Here is a 20,521-nt window from a genome sequence, read left to right as displayed (position 1 = left end):
ATAATTGTTAGATAAATTTATATAAAAAGAAATATAAAATAATTGACGTGATTAACATATTGATTTTTATTTTTGTAGGAAGTTATTTATATAAATTATGAATTTACACGAATATCAAGGGAAGAGTATTTTAGAAAACTACGGAGTTGCAATCCAAAAGGGTATTGTCGCTAACAACTCTAATGACGCTCTTGAAGCAGCAGAGAAGCTCACGGATCTTACAGGCACCAAATGGTTTGTTATTAAAGCTCAAATACATGCAGGTGGACGGGGAAAAGGAGGTGGTGTAAAACTAGCAAAATCACTTAAAGAAGTTAAAGAAATTTCAGAAAGTATAATTGGTATGCAACTAATAACACCTCAAACTCCATCGGAGGGTAAAAAAGTAAATAAAATTTTAATAGCTGAAGACGTCTATTATCCAGGTAATTCTGAACCTAAAGAATTTTATGTTTCTATTCTTCTTAATAGATCCACTGGGAAAAACATGATTATGTATTCAACTGAAGGTGGTATGGATATAGAAATGGTTGCTGAGAAGACACCCCACTTAATTTTTAATGAAGAAATTGATTCTGCCCTTGGCTTACTTCCTTTTCAAGCTAGAAAAGTTGCTTTTAATTTAGGTTTGGAAGGAGCTGCATTTAAGTCAATGATAAAATTCATAACAAGTTTATATAGGGCTTATGTTGGCTCTGACGCTTCTTTATTTGAAATAAACCCTGTACTCAAGACTTCTGATGATAAAATTATAGCTGTAGACGCCAAAGTGAGTATTGATGATAATTCTTTGTTTAGACACCCAGATTTTAAAAATCTTAGAGATTTAGCTGAAGAAAATCCAGTTGAAGTTGAAGCAAGTGAAGCAGGACTTAGTTATGTTGATTTAGACGGAAATGTTGGTTGTATGGTTAATGGAGCTGGTTTAGCAATGGCTACAATGGATTTAATTAAACAATCAGGAGGATCTCCTGCTAATTTTTTAGATGTAGGAGGAACAGCTGATGCTGAAAGAGTAGAACTTGCTTTTCGATTAATACTTAAAGACCCAAAAGTTAAAGCAATTCTCGTGAATATATTTGGGGGAATCGTAAGGTGTGATAGAGTAGCTCAAGGGATTATTGATGCTTACAAAAACATGGGAGATACAATTAAAGTTCCCATAATAGTTAGGTTGCAAGGAACCAATGCTGAACAAGCAAAAATTTTAATCCAAAAGTCAAAACTTGACGTCATAGCAGCTACTGCTTTTGAAGAGGCGGCTATTAAAGTTCAAGAAGTATTACGATAATTACATCTTTGATTTTTCAAGTTGTAAAACCTTAATTTGGTCTCTAAGTAATGCTGCTTCAATAAAGTCCAATTCTTTAGCAGCTTTTTCCATATTTTTCCTGGTATTTCTAATTGCTTTTTCAAAATCCTCAGTACTCTTAAACTTAGTAATTGAGTTTAAAGCTTTTTGCTGTTCAAGTTCTTTAGAGTATGTAGAAACTGAATTTTTAGCTAAAACATTGTTTAATGATTTATTTAAGGCTTCAGGTTTTTTGTTGTTTTTAGCATTGTATTCTTTTTGTTTTTTTCTTCTATATTCGGTATCATTTATTGTTTTATTCATACTCTTGGTTACTTTATCTGCATACATAATAGCTTTTCCATTCAAATTACGAGCTGCTCTTCCAACAGTTTGAGTAAGAGACCTAGCGCTCCTTAAAAAACCTTCTTTATCTGCGTCAAGAATTGCGACTAATGATACTTCCGGAAGGTCTAACCCCTCTCTAAGCAAATTAACTCCAACTAGCACGTCAAACCTTCCTAATCTGAGGTCCTGCATTATTTCAACTCTTTCCAAAGTATCCACATCACTATGAATGTACCGGCACCTTATATTTACCCTAGACAAATAGGCAGTAAGCTCTTCAGCCATTCTTTTTGTTAAAGTGGTAACTAGAGTTCGCTCATCACTTTCAATTCTTTTTTGTATTTCATCTATTAAATCATCAATTTGATTTAAACTGGGACGAACTTCAATTTCAGGATCCAAAAGTCCAGTTGGTCTTATTACTTGTTCAATTACAAATCCTTCTGTTTTTTCAAGTTCGTAATCAGCAGGTGTTGCACTTACATACATAATTTGATTTTGTAAACTTTCAAATTCTTCAAACTTCAGTGGTCTATTATCCATTGCTGCGGGGAGACGAAATCCATAATCTACAAGATTTTCTTTCCGTGACCTATCTCCTCCATACATAGCATGAACTTGTGAAATAGTAACATGACTTTCATCAATAACCATTAAATAATCACCTGGAAAATAATCGAGTAAACAAAATGGCCTAGTTCCAGGACTTCTTCCATCTAAATATCTTGAATAGTTTTCAATTCCGGAGCAATAACCCAATTCACGTATCATTTCTAAGTCAAATTCAGTTCTTTCCTTGAGGCGCTTAGCTTCTAAATGCTTTCCAATTTCTTTGAAATAATCAACTTGTTTGACTAGATCAATTTGTATTTGATGAATAGCATTTTGGAGAATATCAGGAGATGTGACAAACATATTGGCAGGGTATATTTTAATTTCATCCTGAGGATCAATTATTTTATTGTTAATTGGATCAAATGATTCAATTTCATCAATTTCATCTCCAAAAAAATGAATTTTATATGCTGTGTCTGTGTACCCAGGATAAATATCAATTACATCACCTTGGACCCTAAAGTTTCCTCTATCAAAATTAGCAGTTGTTCTTGAATAAAGACTTTGTACTAATGTTTGAAGAAGTTTTGTTCTTGATATTTTTTGATTTTTCTCAATTTTGATTGTGTTTTTTTGAAATTCAACTGGATTTCCAATTCCATATAAGCAAGATACTGATGCCACAACTATCACATCTCTTCTTCCAGATAGTAAGGACGAGGTTGTACTTAATCTTAATTTTTCTATTTCTTCATTTATTGAAAGATCTTTTTCGATATAAGTACCACTTATTGGCATATATGCTTCAGGCTGGTAATAATCATAATAGGAGACGAAATATTCAACAGCATTATTTGGAAAGAACTGTTTAAATTCAGAGTATAATTGTGCAGCTAAAGTTTTATTGTGAGCTAAAACTAAAGTAGGTTTTTCAATTTGCTCTATAACATTTGCTACAGTAAAAGTTTTTCCAGATCCAGTAACTCCTTGAAGTGTAATGTACTTGTCATTATTTTTAAAACTTGATAAAATTTCTTTTATAGCTTTTGGCTGATCACCAGTTGGTGAAAAATCTGAAACAATTTTAAATTTCATTTTTGAACTTTGAACACAAAAGTATATGTTTTATTGCTTTTAAATGAGTGCTTTTTAATTACTAACTTTAAAATTAAATGTTTATTTTGATAAAGGTGTTAATTTAGTAGAGATAAGTAATAAAATGAAAAAACTCATTTCCAAAAAAAAACCTTTTTTCCCAATATCAAATATTTTAAAAAAATATTTGATTGATTTCAATAGGTGGATGGAAATACCAATTTCATACGAAGACTTATTAAGGTTTCAGGGAAGTATAGTTGTTTATGACGAAAATGATAACGATACGTTGTGGACAAGGGTATATTATTCTGATAGTGAATTAAAAGAAATTGATTATAATTTAAAAAAACTATATACTATTCTTCATTCTGACGGAAATGAGTCAACAATATCATATTTAAATATAGATGCTATTGATTACTGCACTTTTGGAAACTCAAAGCCCTTTAGAGTTAAGGTGAGGAATATATTCAATGATAATTTCACCTATTTCTATATAAAAAAAACAGATTCTTCACGAGTATTTGGTTTGGAGTTTGAGCATATGCTATCTCCTTATAATTTAAATTTCCTAGTAAATGAATCTACCTTAATTGAAGAACATATAGCTGGAATTCCAGGTGACGTATTTATAAAGGATATGCTTCCAAAATGTTCAGAATCAGAACAAGCACAAATAGCTAAGGAATATGTAAAGTTTAATGAAAGATGTATGGTCAGATTATTGGGTGATATGAGGGCTTATAATTATGTTATAGTTCCAATCCATGATTTTGATCAAGTTGTATATAAAATAAGAGCTATTGATTTTGATCAACAAAGTTATGAAGGTAAATTTTCAGTTTATCGTCCTCAGTTCTTTAAAGAAAATCAACCTTTAATTAAAATGGTTCAAAAAAAACTTACACATGACTCAATAGATCAATATAAAATTGAAGAAAGATCAATTGTTGCAAAAAGAATAATTAGTAATGAGGATAAAATTGATCAATTATTGATTTCAATGAAGGAAAGTCCAATTACTATTAATAAAAATTTAAATAAACTAAAACTTGAAATTTATAAATTCACTAATGATAAAGCTTTTAAGAACAGTAAATCAATGGGAGATATAATGGAAGCCTCGTTATCTTTTTTAAAAAGAAATTATAAAAATATTAAACCAATATCTTTTCTAAGAAAATAAAAAATTCGTTTAGGAATTTTTCTTCTTCAATTTTTTTAACTCTTTGTAATTGTTTGCAACCCAAATTAGAGAACTTACGGTTATCCCTATACTAAGCCATAAACCTAAATTGTCATTTGCATCTCCAATTATTATACTAAAAGAAATACAAAACCCAACAATAAAGGAAATCCAAATGTGTTTATTATCTATGTCTTTTAATTGCTGTATAAACTTATTTAGATTCAAAGGGATTATAAACTCCCAAAACTTTGTTGTTTTCGTATTATGTTTTGTTGTAACTAAATCCTCATTAAAGACACTACTTAATATTTTCAAACTATAGGAGCTTGGATTAACCTCATTATTTTCTATTCTTTGTATGGTTCTTATAGATAAACCAGAAAGTTCAGAAAGTTTAAGCTGGGTGTAACCGAATTTCGTTCTTAGATCTTTTATTTTAAATCCTGTGTCCATTATGCTAAATATAATCAAACTTATATAAAACCTAGGGATAATCTAACGACATCCTTATGACATTTTAATAAAACTCATCATAATCTATATCATTATGATCTTTATTTTCTTCTGATTCTTCATTATCTGAGTTTGATTCTTCAAAGATTTTTATTGGAGGGTCTTCTGGAACCTCTCCTTGAGAAAAAACCAGATTAGGATATTTAATATTCTTATCATTTTCTGAAACTTCCATTACTTCAATAAAAAAAGTCCATAATGCTAAAAAATCATAAACATATAAAAGTCGATTGTTTTCGGAATTAAAAAGTTTATTTAAGCTCTCATTAGAATAATCTTTACCAACACCTAAATCTATTAAACTCATTTCATCTCCTTGATCCCAGGTTTCATTAGTTTTAAAAAAAGACGCCATTTCTTTTCCTTCAAATCCATATGATTTAGTTATTGAAACATGTAGATCTTTTAGAAGAGAGGTTTCATCAATTTCGATATCACGAAGCACATCATTCTCTACATCTAAAATGGTTCTTATTCTTAATATCATTTATATTTATTTGTTAAGGTTAATTGAAACAGTAAGTGCAGCTGAGCGCTAAAAATTAAAGTTGCTAAAAATAAATGAATTGGTTGAGTGGTAATAGGAAAATCTAAATAATACATTAGTACTCCAGTAAATATCTCAAGACCAATTACACTAATTATTATTTTTAGAGAAAAGGGAATAAAGGTATTTTTTTTAAATTCTAACCAAAGAAATAAATGGGTTGCAAAAACTAAAATTGAAAAACTCCGGTGAAAATAGAATTTTATTGGAGCGAATTTTAACCATAATTCATATTGATTTGGATATTGATTCATCTGAAGGTCTATAAATTGCCTTACTTGAGTTCCAGAAAATATCTGAATTAATGTTAAACAAAACGCTGTAATTGTTATATAAATTATTTTTTTATTTTTTATATTAATTGAATTATAGGTTGTTATATTTAAAAGCAATACAAGTAAAGCAAGAATTATTAAAGCCATTAACATGTGAATTGTAATTTTTAAAGGCAGAAGGTTAGAATCAACAACTTCTTTACCAAGCCATGCTTGAAACCCCATTCCTAGCACTACAAGTAGAGATCCAAAAACAACAATTTTATTTTTTTTCCAGTATGATAGTGAAAAAAATAACGTTGAAAGAGTTACAACTCCTGCAATTGCTCCTATCAACCTATTTATAAATTCAATCCAAGTATGATAAACGTTAAAAACTGAATAGTCATGTTTTAAATAAGGTGCCCAATTTGAACTATTATAATTTTTACCTGATTTAAAATTAGATTTAGCTACTCTTAGAAATTCATTTATAATTATTACTTCATTTGTGTTGTAAAAAAATTCTGTCTTCCACTCTAGTTGACTTTTCTCTGTGGGGGGAATGAGGTAACCAAAACATTTTGGCCAGTCTGGACAGCCCATTCCACTTCCGGTAACTCTAACTGTAGCTCCTGCAGCGATTACTAGTAAAATTAAGACAAGTGACGCTTTTAAAGAAAAAACAAATTTATTATTCATCAGTTTTGAGTCCTAATTTTTTACCTGTTAGCTTCATTAATTCAAAAGCAGCATTTTTTTCATTGGGAATTTTCCCCTCAAGAATTGCTTCTTTAATCACGTCTTTTATTTTTCCTATTTCTCGGCAAGGTTCTAAATTAAAATATTTCATAATTAAATCTCCATCAACAGGAGGTTGAAAATTTCTAATTTTATCTCTTTTTTCTACTTCAATAATTTTATTAGTTACTAACTCAAAGTTTTTATGATATTCTAAAAATTTTTTTTGATTTTTTGTGGTTATATCTGCCTTACATAAGCAAATCAGGTCATCAATAGAATTACCAGCATCAAAAACCAACCTTCTAACGGCTGCATCTGTAACCATCTCTTGTGCTATAATAATTGGACGAGAGCTCATAAAAATAAGCTTTTGAACATATTTTATTGTGTCATTTAATGGCATTTTAAGCCTTTTAAACAATTTGTAAACCATTTTTGATCCAACAAACTCATGACCGTGAAAGGTCCATCCAATATCTTTTATTAGCTTTTTTGTTGGAGCTTTACCAATATCATGAAGAAGGGCGGCCCATCTGAGCCATAGGTTGTCAGTTGATTCACAGATATTATCTAGAACTTCTAATGTATGATAAAAATTATCTTTATGTTTAAACCCTTCTACTTCTTCAATTCCTTTTAAGTTTTGAATTTCTGGAAGTATACTTTTTAATAGCCCAGTTTGTTCTAATATTGTAAATCCAATTGATGGTTTTTGTGATGAAATAATTTTATTAATTTCATCTATAATTCTTTCTTTGGAGACTATTTCAATCCTATCTTTATTTTCATATATAGAATTTAACGATTTTTCTTCAATTTTAAAACCTAATTGGGTTGCAAATCGTATAGCTCTTAACATTCTTAACGGATCGTCACTATATGTTTTATTAGGATCTAAAGGTGTTTTTATAATACCATTTTTTATGTCATCAAATCCATTAAAGGGATCTAAAATTTTTCCAAAATTTGTAGAATTAAGACTTATTGCTAGTGCATTTATTGTAAAATCTCGTCTATTTTGGTCATTTTTTAATGTTCCTTTTTCTACTATTGGATTTCTGCTTTCTTTTGAATATGATTCTTTCCTTGCACCAACAAACTCAAGGACTACTCCTCTCCATTTAAACATAGCCGTACCATAGTTTTTAAAAACTTGAATTTTGCTTGCATTTGGAAGTTCCTTTTGAACTGATTTAGCAATTTCTATTCCACTTCCTATAGCAACAATATCAATATCTTTTGAGTCTTTTTTTTGTAATAAAAAATCTCTAACAAATCCCCCAATTAAATATGTTTCAATTTTGGATTTTTCAACAACCTTTTTTATTATTTGGAAAAGCTGTGAACTTAATAATTCATCTGTATTCGGCAAATTCATTTATTCACGAATTATTTGAAGCTCTCCTTTAATATCTATTTTAAATATTCTTGATGGCAAACTACTTGTTTTTTCTTTTTGCAAATTTACAACATGATCAACACCTTCCAAAATTGTTGATGATATTTCGGAATATATTGAAGGTGTTTTATTTTGACTAATATTTGCAGATGTCGAAACAATTGGTTTAGAAAACTCAGTGATTAATCTATTACAAAATTCATGATTTGGTATTCTAATACCCAATGTATTATCCCTTGCTACTAAATTATGAGCCACTCCTATTGGATTATTGTAAATTATTGTAGTTGGAACTGGATCAGTTATTAATGATTCATATCCTTTGGGTATTTTGGTTATATAATCTTTCAACATATTTATATTACTAACTAAGCATATAAGTGCATTTTTTGATTTTCTTTTTTTGATTTTAAATATTTTTTTTACTGCTTCAGGATTAGTTGCATCACATCCAATTCCCCATACAGTATCTGTAGGATATAGAATCAATCCTCCATTATTTAATACTTTAACAGCATTTTTAATTTCAAAATTCATTTATAAATATTTATTCAAAAATACAGTTTAAAAATAACGAAGTTATAAAACATTGATTTCTATTTATATTTGCTTATAATTATGACAACAGCATTAGTAATTTCAACTTATAATTCCCCTGAAGCACTCAATATTATTATTGATGCAATATCTAAACAATTTAAAACACCAAATGAAATAATTATTGCCGAAGATGGAAATGACAGTAAAACACTCAAAATTGTTAACTTTTGGAAAAATAAAATTTCATCAAAATTTATTCATATTCAACAAAAAGATTCAGGCTTTAGGAAAGCTTTGATACTTAACAAAGCCATAAAATTATCCCATTCGGATTATATAATTCAAATTGATGGTGATTGTATTCCTGATGAGTATTTTATTTATGATCATTTAGCTAATGCTAAAAAAGGATGTTATTTGTATGGAACTAGGGTTCATATTAAAAAGAATTATATCTCTGAAGTACTATGGTGTTTCGAACATAAAAACCAAAAATTAATTTTTTCTTTTTTTAGCCCAAGAATAAAAAAAAGATTTAGAAAAGTTCGATTACCTTTTTTAAGCAATTTTTATAAAAAAAAACATAAAATTTCTCATAAATTTAGAGGATGTAATACCTCTTTCTGGAGGCGAGATTTTATTGCTGTAAATGGATATGATAACGATTTTATTGGTTGGGGGAGAGAGGATTCAGACTTGATGATTCGAATGCATAACAATGGAGTCATGTGCAAAAGGTTGAAATTTGTGGGGGTTGTTTATCATCTTGATCATGATCAAAAAGATGAAACCGGATTTTTAAAAAATAATTTAATTCAAACAGATTCTGTCTTAAATAAAAGAATTAAAGCACTTAATGGTTTATCTGAGTCGACTCATGAAATTTGATAATTTTTCTTTGAAAAGTTCAAATTCAAATTCATTATAAAAGCTTATAATTTCTTTATCTGTCAATTTAAAGTTTTGAAAGTTTTTATCGTAATCCATTATATGAACCCCAACTTCACTAGGAGAGGGATTGATCCACCCGCTAGGGTTTATTTGAGGAGAAAATATTGAAAAATTTGGTAATTCTAGCGATTTAGCTATATTTATTGCTCCTCCCTCATTACCAATTATTGCATCACATAAAGAAACAAGTGAGATATAATCTCTTAAACTATCAGGAGATTTATCTAAAACAATTGATTTTAATGTTTTGTTCTCTAAGGAGTTAATCAAATACAATGCTTCTTTTTCCTGACTCCTCATGTAATTTAAAATTAATTGAACCTTATGTACTTCAACTAAATAATTTAAAATTTTAATCATTTTATTAAGAGGATAAGTCTTTAGTTTTGAGCTGCCCAATAAGCTTATCATAATTAGTGGTGACTTGATGTTTTTTAATTTTGATTTTGCTGCCCTTTTTTCATTTTCATTGATGTACACTTTTGGTAATGTTACATAGTTGAATTCATTCCCAATAATAGGAATTAATAATTTAATTCTATTTTTAATTGTTAACTGTAAATCACCACCTAACCTTTCTGTTTCTCTTATTATAGATTCAGAATATACCCATTTAGAATACCATTTTTTAAAACCAATTTTTATTTTTGCCGGAGTTAAAAAGGAAGTTAATATACTTTCAGTTTTTCCATAAGCATCTATAAGGATGTCATATTTTTTCTTTTTCTGATTTATTAAAAATTTAATTAATGATATTTTATCATGTTTAAAGTAATCTTCAAAAATTATAATTTTATTAATATTAGGATTGTTTTGAAGTATCGGAACTGTATGAGTGTTTGCAATAAAATCAATTTTAGATGATGGATTCCACTTTTTAATATTTTCACATAACAGTGTGCTAATTAAAACATCTCCAATCATTTTTTGTTGAATTATTAATACATTCATTACACTAATTTATGATTATACAAAAGTACTTTTATTTAAAATAACTAATAAGTCAAATATCCTATATTTGAATTTATGTTAGATCTTTCAATAGTTATTGTTAATTATAGATGTTGGGACAAGCTTGCTGTTTGCTTAAAAAGTATAAAAATGCAGTCTGTAACAATAAGAAAGGTTATAGTCGTTGATAATTTTTCTAATGATGGTGAACTTGAAATTTTTTCAATTAAATTTAATTGGGTTCATTTTATTAAAGAACAAGTTAATGGTGGATTCTCATACGGGTGTAATATAGGAGCTCAATATGCTAATACTAAATGGATATTATTTCTTAATCCAGACACTAAAATTCCTAAAACCTGTTTTGAAAATTTAATTCCATTTTGTGATAATAATCCTGATTACCGATTGATTTCTATAAATCAATTAGGAGATCAGGGAAAGCAAACTTATCCATTTGGAATTTTTCCTAATTTTTTAAATGTACTTTCACCTATTCGGAGTCTAGAAAGAATTCTTTTCAGACCTTCTCAATCAAAAAAAGTAATTTCTCAAAATCAAATTTCTTTTCCAGATTGGATTTCCGGATCTTTTATTTTAATAAGAAATGATGATTTTACTAAAATAGGGGAGTGGGACGAAAGTTTCTGGATGTATTATGAAGATATAGATCTTTGCAAAAGAGCTCAAAATAACCAAATGAAATGTGTTATGCTTAATCAATGGAGCTGTATACATTCACATGGAGGTGCTTCAAGAAAAAACATTGATACCAGAATTAAAACAAAATCTGAAGTTATTATATCATCTCATAAGTATGCTGAAAAACATTTTAAAGGAATAGGTAGGTTTATCGCACATATTTTAATCTTCATTTCTTCAATTATAGAATTATTTATTTTTTCTCTTTTTTCAAAAGTTAAAAGAGGAATGTTTTTTGTTATGCTTAGGTATTGGTTTTTAAAAACAACTTCAGTTAAGTAAATTAGACTGGCACATTATTTTCTCTTAAAGCATCATTAAGTGATGTTTTTTTGTTTGTACTTTCTTTTCTTTCACCTATAATTAGGGCACACGGAACATGATATTTACCAGCTTTAAATTGTTTTTCGTAGCTACCTGGAATAACAACTGATCTCCTAGGTATTACCCCCTTAGACTCAATAGGTTTTTCACCAGTAACATCAATAATTTTAGTGGATGCTGTTAAAACAACATTAGCTCCCAAAACAGCTTCTTTTTCTACTCTAACCCCTTCAACTATTATAGATCTAGAGCCTATAAATGTATCATCTTCAATAATAACTGGAGAAGCTTGAATTGGCTCAAGTACTCCGCCTATACCAACACCACCACTAATATGAACATTTTTTCCAATTTGCGCACAACTTCCAACAGTAGCCCAAGTATCTATCATTGTACCACCGTCAATATACGCTCCTATATTTGTATAACTAGGCATTAAGATTGTTCCTCTAGCTATATACGCTCCATGTCTTACAACAGCATGGGGTACAACTCTAATTCCTTTTTTTACATAATCTTTTTTTAAAGGAATTTTATCATGAAATTCAAATGGCCCAATTTCAATTGATTCCATCTTTTGTATTGGAAAATATAAAACAACAGCCTTTTTTATCCACTCATTTATTTTCCAAACTCCATTATTTTTTTCTGCAACTCTAATATTACCAAGATCAAGTTCATTTATTACATCTCTTATAGCCTTTTGGGTTTCTTTATTCTCTAATAATGAACGTTTATTCCATGCAGCTTCAATTAAGGATTTCATATCTAAATATTTTAGTAAAAGTAATGAAACTAGGAATTAGCTGATTAATTTAAGCTGTCAAAATGTATATTTGTTAAAATTTAAAAATGGGTTGTTTGATTGCGTTAGATTTTGGAGAAAAGAGAACAGGTATTGCTCATACAGATCCTTTTCAAATAATTGCTAGTGGAATAACAACTTTACCTCCAAACGAAACATTAATCTTTTTAGAACAATATGTATTAAAAAATGATGTAGAAGCTATTATTGTTGGACAGCCTAAACAAAAGGATGGAAGTTTTTCTAATATAGAGACACTTATTGTGAAATTCATAGCAAAACTTCAAAATAAAATATCGAACATCAAAATTATTAGATATGATGAAAGGTACACTTCAAAAATTGCTAGTCAGGTAATAATTGACTCAGGAATAAAAAAGAATAAAAGAAAAAATAAGTCTCTTATTGATCAAATTAGCGCAACTATCATCTTACAATCTTATTTAGAATTTAAAAAACTTCAAAAATGATTTTACCAATATTAGCCTATGGAAATCCAGTATTGAAAAAAAAAGCTAAGAATATTTCAAATGATTTTATAAACCTCAATGAGTTTATTGAAAATATGTGGGAAACTATGAACAATGCTAATGGAGTTGGACTAGCTGCTCCACAGGTAGGGTTGTCATTTCGTATTTTTATTGTTGACACTTCACCTTTTGCTGATTCTGAAAGCATGAATAAAGATGAATTTGAATTGGTTAGCTCTTTTAAAAAAGTATTTATTAATCCAGTTATAATTAATGAAACTGGAAATAAATGGGATTTTAACGAAGGTTGTCTGAGTATTCCTGAAGTAAGAGCAGATGTAAAACGTCCCGAAACTATTTTGATTAAATATTTTGATGAAGAATTTAATCAACATCAACATTATTTTAATGGAATTATTGCCAGAGTAGTTCAGCATGAATATGATCATATAGAGGGTGTTTTGTTCACTGATAAAATATCACCCTTAAAAAGAAAACTATTGAAAGGTAAGTTAATAGACATAAGTAAGGGAAAAATTAAAACGGACTACAAAATGAAATTTTCAAAACTAATTAAAAATAAGTAATATGAAACTAGACGAAGTTATATCTATTTCTTCACGTCAAGGATTGTTTAAAATTTTATCAAAAACCCGATATGGATTTATTGCTCAATCATTAATAGATAATAAAAAAATATCAACAAAAATAAACGATCAGATTAGTATACTAAATGAAATTCAAGTTTTTGGAAACAATGAGAAAAAACCTCTTGAAGAGATTTTTAAATCAATTTTTAAAAACGAAAATGGATTACAAACAAAAATTACACACAAATCATCAAAAAATGATTTGATGAATTACTTTTATTTGATTTTTGATAATTATGATAAAGAGAGAGTATATCCAAATGATGTAAAAAAAATCATTAAGTGGTATAATTTGCTTCTGGATAAGAATTTTTTTTCTTCATTAAGTTTAAAAAATATTAAAAAATGAATTCCAGAAAAAAACAACTAGAGTTAATAGATCAGTTGTTGACCATAATAGATGAACTTCGATCTAAATGTCCATGGGATAAAAAACAAACCTTTGAAACCCTTCGAGCTCTTACTATTGAAGAAACACATGAGTTGTCTGATGCTATATCAGAAAAAAATTTTAATGGAATAAAATCTGAATTGGGAGATTTATTATTACATATTTTATTTTATTCAAAAATAGCCTCTGAAAAAAAAGAATTTGATATTGGAGATGTGGCAGAAGCTATATGTAATAAATTAGTTTATAGACATCCTCATATTTATGGAAATGTTAATGTAGAAGATGAAGATGAGGTTAAGCGTAATTGGGAATCTTTAAAACTCAAAGAGGGAAATGTTAGTGTTTTTTCTGGAATACCCTCCACTCTTTCAGAAATAATTAAATCACAACGTATTCAGGATAAAGCAGCAGGAGTAGGTTTTGAATGGAAGAAGCTAGAAGATGTTTGGAACAAAGTTAAAGAAGAAGAAGATGAATTTCTTGAGGCTGTTAAAGAAAAGAACAAATCATGCATGGAAGAAGAGTTTGGCGATTTAATTTTCTCCTTAATTAATTATGCAAGATTTGTTAAAATAGATCCTGATATGGCTTTAAAGAAAACAAATAAAAAATTTATTGAGAGATTTCAATACATGGAAAAGACTGTAAAATCTGAAAATAATTTAATACAGTCTTTAAATTTAGATGAGTTAATTATATTATGGGGTGAGGCAAAAAAAAATATTTAAAACTAATTTTTTTCATTAATATCTGTGTTTTTTTCTTTTAATTTTTTTTGGAAGAATTAATTATGTTCCTTTTTAAAAGCTTTAGCTTCTTGACCCTCTCTTTTGATGAGAATAATTTAGTAGTCAATACATTTAATTTTCCTGTTACATTCCTGAGAACAGGGCTTTCTGTACTAGACCTGCTAAAAAATTCAAGATTATTTTCTAATTGATTTATCTCTGATTGAAGTCCTTCTATTGTTCTTTTATAATAATCAATTTTGATTTGTAGTTCCTTTGAATTATTCTTTAAACAATTTAATTCAACTTCAAATAAAAAATTTGCTTTATTAAACTTTATATCAGAATTTACTTTGATTAAGCCGGAAATAGATTTTACAAATAAATCAACAACTTTGGTTTCCAATTCACTGTTTAAAACACCAAATTTTTCAATACTTTCCCATTGATTTTTATAAATTTCATCAATATTATTGTCTGTGAATTCAATTTTCTTAATACCATTAATTAAATCTATTTTTTTCTTGTAAAGAATTTCCTCATCAGTATTCAATTTTTGATAACCAGACTTTAATCTTTTGAAATATAGGTTCGTTTCTATTTGAAATTCAGATCTAAACCTTTTTAAAATATTTCTTGGAACAAAACCAAGTTTGTTGAAATCTATTTGAATTGATTTCATTCTTTCTATAAATTTTCTCCAATCTTCTTTTTCATTAATATTTTTAACTTCCTTTAAAAGACTTTTATAATTTTTTATAGTTTCTTTTTGATTGTTTTTTTGATTTTTATAAAATTTATTCTTACATAAATTATATGCTCTTCCTGTATCACGAAACAAGCTCCAATTTTCTTTACTTTCTGACTTTGGAATCGTCCCCAATGACTTAAACTCATCTCTTAAGTCATTGAATTTTTTTATTGACAATTGCCAATCTTTATGGGTTAAAGGTTCTGGATTTGTAAGTTTTTTTATTTTAAGAAGAATTATGTTTTTTCTTTCAAGATTTAAATTTTGATTTTGTTCAATGTCTTTTTGAAAATTTTGTCTTCTAGAATGAATTATTTTTGATACTTCTTGAAATCTTTTCCATAATAATTCTCTATTTTCAGGAGCAACTGGACCCAATTCATTTTTCCATAAAAGATGTAAAACATTTAGATCTCTTCCAGCCTTAATAATATCCTGTGTTTTTACTAGATCTTCTGCTTTTTCAATTATTTTAATTTTCTCCTCATAATTATGTTTATAATCTATATTTCTTAACTCTCTGTTGATATGAAGAAAGTCATAAAATCGTTCAATATGATGTTTATATGTTTCCCATAAATCATTACTATCAGATCTTAATGCAGGACCACTTATATGCCATTTTTCTTGCAGAGATTTAAATTTTTTATATATAACATTAATTGATTCATCTGAACCAATTAATTCTTTTATCTGCTCAATTATGACTCTTTTTAAATCACTATTTATTTTTTTTTGATTTTCTTTTTCTTTAAAGTATAGACGTTTAGTTTTTCTATATTCATAAGTTATTTTATTGAATTCTTCTTTTTCTTGAGATTCAAAATAAAAATCTATTTCTTTACCTCCATTTGATATAAAATCTTCCTTTTCTTTTTTTAAGGTATTTGAAAAAATATTTTCTAAATCCTTGATTGCCTCGTCAATTTCTTTTTTGTGGACACTCCATTTTGGATCATTTACTTTTTCTTTCAAATAATTAATTTGATCACTCTTATTTAGATGTTTTGTGTTATTTATTTTTGGAACAACTGCTTGACTATTTTGTTTTTTAAGGCTTTGGAGTTTGCTTTCTTTATCCTGAACTCCAACTTTCTTTTTTATCGTTTTGACTAAATCTGCTTTTTTTAATTTTGACACACCAGAAATGCCTTTTTCTTTAGCAATCTTCTTTAGTTCAATAACCGTCATGGTTGAAATATCCATATCTTTTTTTATTACTATCTTATTAAAACTAGTTCTCTAGTTTTGGAATTATTTGTTTTAAAATTTACAAAAAATATATCATATTATTACTTATTTCCAAAGTTTCCATGATGCTTCTGCTTGTTGAATCAACATATTGTGACCATTACAAACATTTGCCCCTTTATCAATTCCTTTTTTCATAAATTTTGTCTCTTTTGGATTATATATTAAATCAAATAAATAATTTTTTGAATTTATATAATCGTAAGGAATTTTTGGTAATCCTTCTATTTTTGGAAATGTTCCCAGAGGAGTGCAGTTTATGATTAGCGGATAATTATTTATTAATTCTTGATTTAAATCGATATAGTTTATTTCATTTTTATTTGGATTACGTGACACAATTATTATATCCATTCTATTTTTTCTTAAAACAAACTCTATAGCCTTTGAGGCTCCTCCTGAGCCAAGCACTAGTGCCTTTTTTATAAATGACCCTACAAAGACTTCCAATGCTCTTTCAAATCCAATAACATCTGTATTATCACCTATTGTTTTACCGTTTTTAAATATTACAGTATTAACTGCACCAATTTTTTGAGCAGTGGGTGTTAACTGATCTAGATAGGGTATAATTTTTTCTTTGTACGGTATTGTTATATTAAGACCGGATAAATTTTTTATTTTATATATATCTTTTATTTCAGAAATATTTTTTATGTCAAAATTTTTATAATTAAAATAAGTGTAGTTCTTGTTTTTTGAAAATTTTTTTTCAAAATATATTTTTGAAAATGAATATTCTATATTTTTTCCGACAAGCCCAAACTGTTTATGTTTTAAATTGTTTCCCATATTTTTCTAAAATATATATAAACCCAACTCCTAAAATAATACATATAAGCATTAAAGAGGTCTCTTTATTAATTTCACTGGGAAAATAATATGTTATTTTATTGTTTTCTGATAAAGATCTCCATGGCCATAAACTTATAATAGATCCAGAAACAAATCCAATTATTAGGGATAGCGTTATTGAATAAAATTTTTTTAAAACAAAACTTAAAATATTTACAAAAAAAACTAATCCTGTAATTGATCCTAAAATAAAGACTACCATCGTTTTAATTAATCGAATTCTTGACTTGTCGTTTAAAAAAGATAGATCGCCACCAACTGTCTCTTTAATTGTATAAAAAAATGCATTAACTGAATCAACTAATAAAAGTTCATAATTCCCTAAAAGCAATAATAAAAAAGAACCAGATATTCCAGGCAGGGTCATCCCAGACACACTAATTAATCCACAGAAAAATACAAAATATAAATTATCATTACCGCTTATAGGTTCAGACAAGCTAATACATAAACCAGTTAACATTCCAACAAAATAAAACGTATAAGTATTTAGCTTCCATTTTTTTACTAAAGGAAAAATAAAAAATATTGAAGCCAATACCATTCCAAAAAAACTTGACCATAAATAACTAGAATAATTCAGTATTAGAAATTCTAAAATCAAAGACATACTAAAAAAACTTATAATACTTCCTCCAAAAAGAAAAACTAAAAACTCAGCATTTATATAATTATAGAAGCTCTTCCAGCGTCCAGAAAAAAGAAGCCTTATAGATGTTAAATTGATTTTTTGGAGTGAATATATTAGCTCGATATAGAAACCTGAAACTAAAGCAACTATTCCACCTGAAACACCTGGAACTTTGTTTACAGCTCCCATGGCAAAACCTTTGACTAATAATAAAAGTTTATCACTGGTGGTTCTCTTTTTCATCATTGTGTTTTTGTTTTTCTAGAAGCTGAACACCAAAGATGAATAGTATTCCCAAAATAAAAAAGATTAAAGCCAGTAAGATGAAATTTTCTCCAGAATAATTAAACGGAAGAATACTTTCACCATTTTCTTGCCATGGCCATATTTTACTTATTCCACCAAGCATTAATCCAATCATAAATACTAGTACTGCATCATAATATTTGACAAGAAGCCATTTAAAAATTTTAGAAAAGATTAATATTCCACAAATTATTCCAAACGCAATAATACTAGCCTTGTATGTCACAATATATAGATTGGTGTAATCTTGTTTAATAAAAATATTTAAAAGACCCTTTATTGTTGAAATCACTTCTGTGTAGGTGCCAAATAGAATCAATATATATGCGCCTGAAATACCTGGAAGAATCATAGCACTTATTGCAAATAGTGACGAAAAAAATAAATATAAACCACTGAATGATTCAATTTCAGAAGTTGTATTTATTTGAGAAATTGAATACGAAATTAATATTCCAAAAAGAAAATATAACAATAAGTTGGTTTTTGGATTTTTAATATTTTTATAGATGAAAATTATGCTTGATAATAAAACCCCTATAAAAAAAGCCCATAAAGGAATTGGATGGTTGTTAATAAGCCAATCTATTAGATAAGTAAATAAAGAAACCCCTATAAAAATTCCTGAAAATAATTTTAAAAGAAAACTCCCATTGATTTCTATCCAAAAAGCTTTTATTCCATTATCTTTTAATAGTCTTAATGATGATATTGAAATTTTTGATAAACTAAAAATGAAATCATCATAAATCCCAAATATCAAAGCCATTGTTCCTCCTGAGACTCCAGGAACTAGATCAGCTATTCCCATAAAAACTCCTTTAAGAATAATAGAAAGTGATTTCATGTATAGATCTATTTAAATGGTTCAAGAACACTAAAACTGATAAAAAAGCAACTCTATTGTTTAATCATGTTTCTTAAATTATTATATAAATCATTTTTAAACAATTCATTTATAGATGACCTATTAATAGAGTTAAGATGTTTTTTTGCCAATTCAATATTACCTGTTTTAATTTCAACTATTGCTAACCTAAAAACAATTTCTGGAGAATTAGGATAAATTTCTAAAGCTTTATTTATTTTATTTTTAGCTTGATTAAATCTGTATAGTTTAATAAGACAGTCAAGAAGATTATTCCATATTTCTTTATTACAATCTCCTAGTTGAATAGCACTTTCATAATAAAAAGCTGCATCCGAAAACTGTTCTAGTTTAAAAAAAGTTTGACCTAATTTATATGTTATAATAGAGTTATCACCATTAGACTCTATGGCTCTTTTAGCAAATACAAGAGCATTAGTAAAATCATTATTTAGATAATAAAAATCAATAATAGCAATCCACCCTTTTTCAAATGTTGGCTCAGTGTTTACAGCTTTTTTATAAAATTGAATAGACAAATCATTACTACCTAAAGCCTTATAGCAACTGGCAATTCTATGAAAAACAAATGCGCTTGGATCATTTATTTGTAATGCAATATGATAATTTTCTATCGCCATATTTAATTTACCAGTTTTCTCTAATATTCTACCAATTTCAATATAAGCCCCAGTGAATTTATCATCACTAATAATAGCGAATTCAAATGCTGAAATTGCTTCTGTGTATTTTTGTAGATTACAATAAATTTTACCAAGTTGGTGCCATGCAACTTCACAGTAGGGATCTTTTTCTAGGATTAAATTTAAAGTTTCTATAGCTCCAGATGAATCGTCCAGTTGATCAAATGTGTGAAGCAGATTATATAATGATTGATAATCTAATGGGTCTTCTTCTAAACATAATTTAAAATAGTATTTCGCAGAATTAAAATCCTCTAAAATTATAAACTCCATACCTATTAGACTCCATATCTCTAAAGGATCTTCGCATAAATCAAGTGCTTTGTTAAGGAATTTTATAGCTTCAGAATGTTGTTTTGATTTTGATGCAATTGTTGCTTTTTGTAAAAAGATTTCTTCATGTTGAGGTATTAACTGTTCAGCTATTTCTATTATTTCCAAAGATTTTTTAAAATTTCCTTCGAAAATTAATATTTCACTTTTTAGTAAAAGTAGCTCTCCATTTCCTGGGTGTTGATTCATTCCTATTTCTAGTGCCCTTCCTGCAAGATTCAGTTTTCCGTAGTCTATATAGTATTGAACGATACTCTCGAATTCCTGAGCGTCAAAAAATAAAACCTCATTGGTTTTAAGCATTGCTTCAAACTTCGATATTGGAGCAATAAAATCATCATGATTGAAGTTTAACATATTATTATATCT

At 27.8% G+C, this 20,521-nt stretch carries 21 protein-coding genes; 8 read left to right on the top strand and 13 right to left on the bottom strand.

All coding sequences use genetic code 11. The features are described from left to right. The first annotated feature begins 97 nt into the window (after positions 1 to 97). A complete protein-coding gene (gene sucC / locus AC34EU_RS03000; protein WP_487533682.1) occupies positions 98 to 1,291 on the top strand; it encodes an ADP-forming succinate--CoA ligase subunit beta in 1,194 nt (397 codons plus the stop codon). On the opposite strand, the gene uvrB is transcribed toward sucC, so the two are convergent. Further along, on the bottom strand, positions 1,292 to 3,289 hold the full coding sequence (gene uvrB / locus AC34EU_RS02995; RefSeq protein ID WP_487533681.1) for an excinuclease ABC subunit UvrB: 1,998 nt from the start codon (positions 3,287 to 3,289) through the stop codon (positions 1,292 to 1,294). 124 nt (positions 3,290 to 3,413) lie between these two features. On the opposite strand from uvrB, the gene AC34EU_RS02990 reads away from it, so the two are divergent. Then, on the top strand, positions 3,414 to 4,478 hold the full coding sequence (locus AC34EU_RS02990) for a hypothetical protein (protein ID WP_487533680.1): 1,065 nt from the start codon (positions 3,414 to 3,416) through the stop codon (positions 4,476 to 4,478). 9 nt (positions 4,479 to 4,487) lie between these two features. Here the strand turns inward: AC34EU_RS02990 and AC34EU_RS02985 are convergent, their stop codons facing one another. The 5 genes from AC34EU_RS02985 to AC34EU_RS02965 all read right to left on the bottom strand — a co-directional run bounded on the left by AC34EU_RS02985 (position 4,488) and on the right by AC34EU_RS02965 (position 8,475). Continuing rightward, positions 4,488 to 4,934, bottom strand: a complete 447-nt coding sequence (locus AC34EU_RS02985; protein ID WP_487533679.1) for a helix-turn-helix domain-containing protein — start codon at positions 4,932 to 4,934, stop codon at positions 4,488 to 4,490. 64 nt (positions 4,935 to 4,998) lie between these two features. Continuing rightward, positions 4,999 to 5,481, bottom strand: a complete 483-nt coding sequence (locus AC34EU_RS02980; protein ID WP_487533678.1) for an IS1096 element passenger TnpR family protein — start codon at positions 5,479 to 5,481, stop codon at positions 4,999 to 5,001. After that, positions 5,478 to 6,497: a COX15/CtaA family protein gene (locus AC34EU_RS02975; RefSeq protein ID WP_489696039.1), complete on the bottom strand. Its 1,020-nt coding sequence runs from the start codon at positions 6,495 to 6,497 to the stop codon at positions 5,478 to 5,480. Before AC34EU_RS02975 ends, AC34EU_RS02980 begins: the two co-directional genes overlap by 4 nt. Further along, positions 6,490 to 7,917: a CCA tRNA nucleotidyltransferase gene (locus tag AC34EU_RS02970; protein WP_487533676.1), complete on the bottom strand. Its 1,428-nt coding sequence runs from the start codon at positions 7,915 to 7,917 to the stop codon at positions 6,490 to 6,492. The genes AC34EU_RS02975 and AC34EU_RS02970 overlap by 8 nt, the downstream gene beginning before the upstream one ends. Beyond that, positions 7,918 to 8,475 carry an L-threonylcarbamoyladenylate synthase gene (locus AC34EU_RS02965; RefSeq protein WP_487533675.1) on the bottom strand — a complete coding sequence of 186 codons (558 nt, stop codon included), beginning with the start codon at positions 8,473 to 8,475 and terminating at the stop codon, positions 7,918 to 7,920. Between the two features lie 81 nt (positions 8,476 to 8,556). Here AC34EU_RS02965 and AC34EU_RS02960 point away from each other — a divergent pair, with 81 nt between their 5' ends. After that, positions 8,557 to 9,366 carry a galactosyltransferase-related protein gene (locus AC34EU_RS02960; RefSeq protein ID WP_487533674.1) on the top strand — a complete coding sequence of 270 codons (810 nt, stop codon included), beginning with the start codon at positions 8,557 to 8,559 and terminating at the stop codon, positions 9,364 to 9,366. On the opposite strand, the gene AC34EU_RS02955 is transcribed toward AC34EU_RS02960, so the two are convergent. After that, positions 9,340 to 10,380, bottom strand: a complete 1,041-nt coding sequence (locus tag AC34EU_RS02955) for a glycosyltransferase family 9 protein (protein WP_489666597.1) — start codon at positions 10,378 to 10,380, stop codon at positions 9,340 to 9,342. The two genes, AC34EU_RS02960 and AC34EU_RS02955, sit on opposite strands and share 27 nt — an antisense overlap. Positions 10,381 to 10,455: 75 nt before the next feature. Here AC34EU_RS02955 and AC34EU_RS02950 point away from each other — a divergent pair, with 75 nt between their 5' ends. After that, on the top strand, positions 10,456 to 11,364 hold the full coding sequence (locus AC34EU_RS02950; RefSeq protein WP_489696038.1) for a glycosyltransferase family 2 protein: 909 nt from the start codon (positions 10,456 to 10,458) through the stop codon (positions 11,362 to 11,364). A 1-nt stretch (position 11,365) separates the two neighbouring features. On the opposite strand, the gene AC34EU_RS02945 is transcribed toward AC34EU_RS02950, so the two are convergent. After that, complete coding sequence (locus AC34EU_RS02945) at positions 11,366 to 12,172, bottom strand: 2,3,4,5-tetrahydropyridine-2,6-dicarboxylate N-succinyltransferase (protein WP_487533671.1); 807 nt, start codon at positions 12,170 to 12,172, stop codon at positions 11,366 to 11,368. Positions 12,173 to 12,258: 86 nt separating this feature from the next. Between AC34EU_RS02945 and ruvX the strand changes: the two genes are divergently transcribed. The 4 genes from ruvX to mazG are packed head-to-tail and all read left to right on the top strand — an operon-like array spanning position 12,259 to position 14,453. Continuing rightward, positions 12,259 to 12,681: a Holliday junction resolvase RuvX gene (gene ruvX, locus AC34EU_RS02940; protein ID WP_487533670.1), complete on the top strand. Its 423-nt coding sequence runs from the start codon at positions 12,259 to 12,261 to the stop codon at positions 12,679 to 12,681. Further along, a complete protein-coding gene (gene def, locus AC34EU_RS02935; RefSeq protein ID WP_487533669.1) occupies positions 12,678 to 13,268 on the top strand; it encodes a peptide deformylase in 591 nt (196 codons plus the stop codon). The genes ruvX and def overlap by 4 nt, the downstream gene beginning before the upstream one ends. A gap of 1 nt (position 13,269) precedes the next feature. Beyond that, the gene (locus tag AC34EU_RS02930; RefSeq protein WP_487533668.1) at positions 13,270 to 13,680 is read left to right on the top strand and encodes a DUF5606 family protein; all 411 of its coding nucleotides are present in this window, start codon (positions 13,270 to 13,272) and stop codon (positions 13,678 to 13,680) included. Continuing rightward, on the top strand, positions 13,677 to 14,453 hold the full coding sequence (gene mazG, locus AC34EU_RS02925; protein WP_489696037.1) for a nucleoside triphosphate pyrophosphohydrolase: 777 nt from the start codon (positions 13,677 to 13,679) through the stop codon (positions 14,451 to 14,453). Before AC34EU_RS02930 ends, mazG begins: the two co-directional genes overlap by 4 nt. A 37-nt stretch (positions 14,454 to 14,490) precedes the next feature. Here mazG and AC34EU_RS02920 read toward each other — a convergent pair whose 3' ends face one another. The 5 genes from AC34EU_RS02920 to AC34EU_RS02900 all read right to left on the bottom strand — a co-directional run bounded on the left by AC34EU_RS02920 (position 14,491) and on the right by AC34EU_RS02900 (position 20,509). Further along, entirely contained in the window at positions 14,491 to 16,410 is a 1,920-nt protein-coding gene (locus AC34EU_RS02920; protein WP_489696036.1) for a DUF349 domain-containing protein, read from the bottom strand. 90 nt (positions 16,411 to 16,500) lie between these two features. Further along, positions 16,501 to 17,247: a shikimate dehydrogenase family protein gene (locus AC34EU_RS02915; protein ID WP_487533665.1), complete on the bottom strand. Its 747-nt coding sequence runs from the start codon at positions 17,245 to 17,247 to the stop codon at positions 16,501 to 16,503. Next, positions 17,225 to 18,184 carry a DUF368 domain-containing protein gene (locus AC34EU_RS02910; RefSeq protein ID WP_487533664.1) on the bottom strand — a complete coding sequence of 320 codons (960 nt, stop codon included), beginning with the start codon at positions 18,182 to 18,184 and terminating at the stop codon, positions 17,225 to 17,227. Before AC34EU_RS02910 ends, AC34EU_RS02915 begins: the two co-directional genes overlap by 23 nt. Then, positions 18,162 to 19,094: a DUF368 domain-containing protein gene (locus AC34EU_RS02905; RefSeq protein ID WP_487533663.1), complete on the bottom strand. Its 933-nt coding sequence runs from the start codon at positions 19,092 to 19,094 to the stop codon at positions 18,162 to 18,164. The genes AC34EU_RS02910 and AC34EU_RS02905 overlap by 23 nt, the downstream gene beginning before the upstream one ends. Positions 19,095 to 19,147: 53 nt before the next feature. Then, positions 19,148 to 20,509: a tetratricopeptide repeat protein gene (locus AC34EU_RS02900; RefSeq protein ID WP_489696035.1), complete on the bottom strand. Its 1,362-nt coding sequence runs from the start codon at positions 20,507 to 20,509 to the stop codon at positions 19,148 to 19,150. Positions 20,510 to 20,521 lie beyond the last annotated feature (12 nt).

This window comes from Candidatus Marivariicella framensis (genome assembly GCF_982709265.1).
Note: the sequence above shows the minus strand (reverse complement) of the source record. Positions and strands in the feature narration are given on the sequence as shown.

Excerpts from the sequence above, each read along its gene's own strand:
- sucC (WP_487533682.1), top strand. The coding sequence starts at position 98 with ATGAATTTACACGAATATCAAGGGAAGAGTATTTTAGAAAACTACGGA.
- uvrB (WP_487533681.1), bottom strand. The coding sequence starts at position 3,289 with ATGAAATTTAAAATTGTTTCAGATTTTTCACCAACTGGTGATCAGCCA.
- AC34EU_RS02990 (WP_487533680.1), top strand. The coding sequence starts at position 3,414 with ATGAAAAAACTCATTTCCAAAAAAAAACCTTTTTTCCCAATATCAAAT.
- AC34EU_RS02985 (WP_487533679.1), bottom strand. The coding sequence starts at position 4,934 with ATGGACACAGGATTTAAAATAAAAGATCTAAGAACGAAATTCGGTTAC.
- AC34EU_RS02980 (WP_487533678.1), bottom strand. The coding sequence starts at position 5,481 with ATGATATTAAGAATAAGAACCATTTTAGATGTAGAGAATGATGTGCTT.
- AC34EU_RS02975 (WP_489696039.1), bottom strand. The coding sequence starts at position 6,497 with ATGAATAATAAATTTGTTTTTTCTTTAAAAGCGTCACTTGTCTTAATT.
- AC34EU_RS02970 (WP_487533676.1), bottom strand. The coding sequence starts at position 7,917 with ATGAATTTGCCGAATACAGATGAATTATTAAGTTCACAGCTTTTCCAA.
- AC34EU_RS02965 (WP_487533675.1), bottom strand. The coding sequence starts at position 8,475 with ATGAATTTTGAAATTAAAAATGCTGTTAAAGTATTAAATAATGGAGGA.
- AC34EU_RS02960 (WP_487533674.1), top strand. The coding sequence starts at position 8,557 with ATGACAACAGCATTAGTAATTTCAACTTATAATTCCCCTGAAGCACTC.
- AC34EU_RS02955 (WP_489666597.1), bottom strand. The coding sequence starts at position 10,380 with ATGAATGTATTAATAATTCAACAAAAAATGATTGGAGATGTTTTAATT.
- AC34EU_RS02950 (WP_489696038.1), top strand. The coding sequence starts at position 10,456 with ATGTTAGATCTTTCAATAGTTATTGTTAATTATAGATGTTGGGACAAG.
- AC34EU_RS02945 (WP_487533671.1), bottom strand. The coding sequence starts at position 12,172 with ATGAAATCCTTAATTGAAGCTGCATGGAATAAACGTTCATTATTAGAG.
- ruvX (WP_487533670.1), top strand. The coding sequence starts at position 12,259 with ATGGGTTGTTTGATTGCGTTAGATTTTGGAGAAAAGAGAACAGGTATT.
- def (WP_487533669.1), top strand. The coding sequence starts at position 12,678 with ATGATTTTACCAATATTAGCCTATGGAAATCCAGTATTGAAAAAAAAA.
- AC34EU_RS02930 (WP_487533668.1), top strand. The coding sequence starts at position 13,270 with ATGAAACTAGACGAAGTTATATCTATTTCTTCACGTCAAGGATTGTTT.
- mazG (WP_489696037.1), top strand. The coding sequence starts at position 13,677 with ATGAATTCCAGAAAAAAACAACTAGAGTTAATAGATCAGTTGTTGACC.
- AC34EU_RS02920 (WP_489696036.1), bottom strand. The coding sequence starts at position 16,410 with ATGGATATTTCAACCATGACGGTTATTGAACTAAAGAAGATTGCTAAA.
- AC34EU_RS02915 (WP_487533665.1), bottom strand. The coding sequence starts at position 17,247 with ATGGGAAACAATTTAAAACATAAACAGTTTGGGCTTGTCGGAAAAAAT.
- AC34EU_RS02910 (WP_487533664.1), bottom strand. The coding sequence starts at position 18,184 with ATGAAAAAGAGAACCACCAGTGATAAACTTTTATTATTAGTCAAAGGT.
- AC34EU_RS02905 (WP_487533663.1), bottom strand. The coding sequence starts at position 19,094 with ATGAAATCACTTTCTATTATTCTTAAAGGAGTTTTTATGGGAATAGCT.
- AC34EU_RS02900 (WP_489696035.1), bottom strand. The coding sequence starts at position 20,509 with ATGTTAAACTTCAATCATGATGATTTTATTGCTCCAATATCGAAGTTT.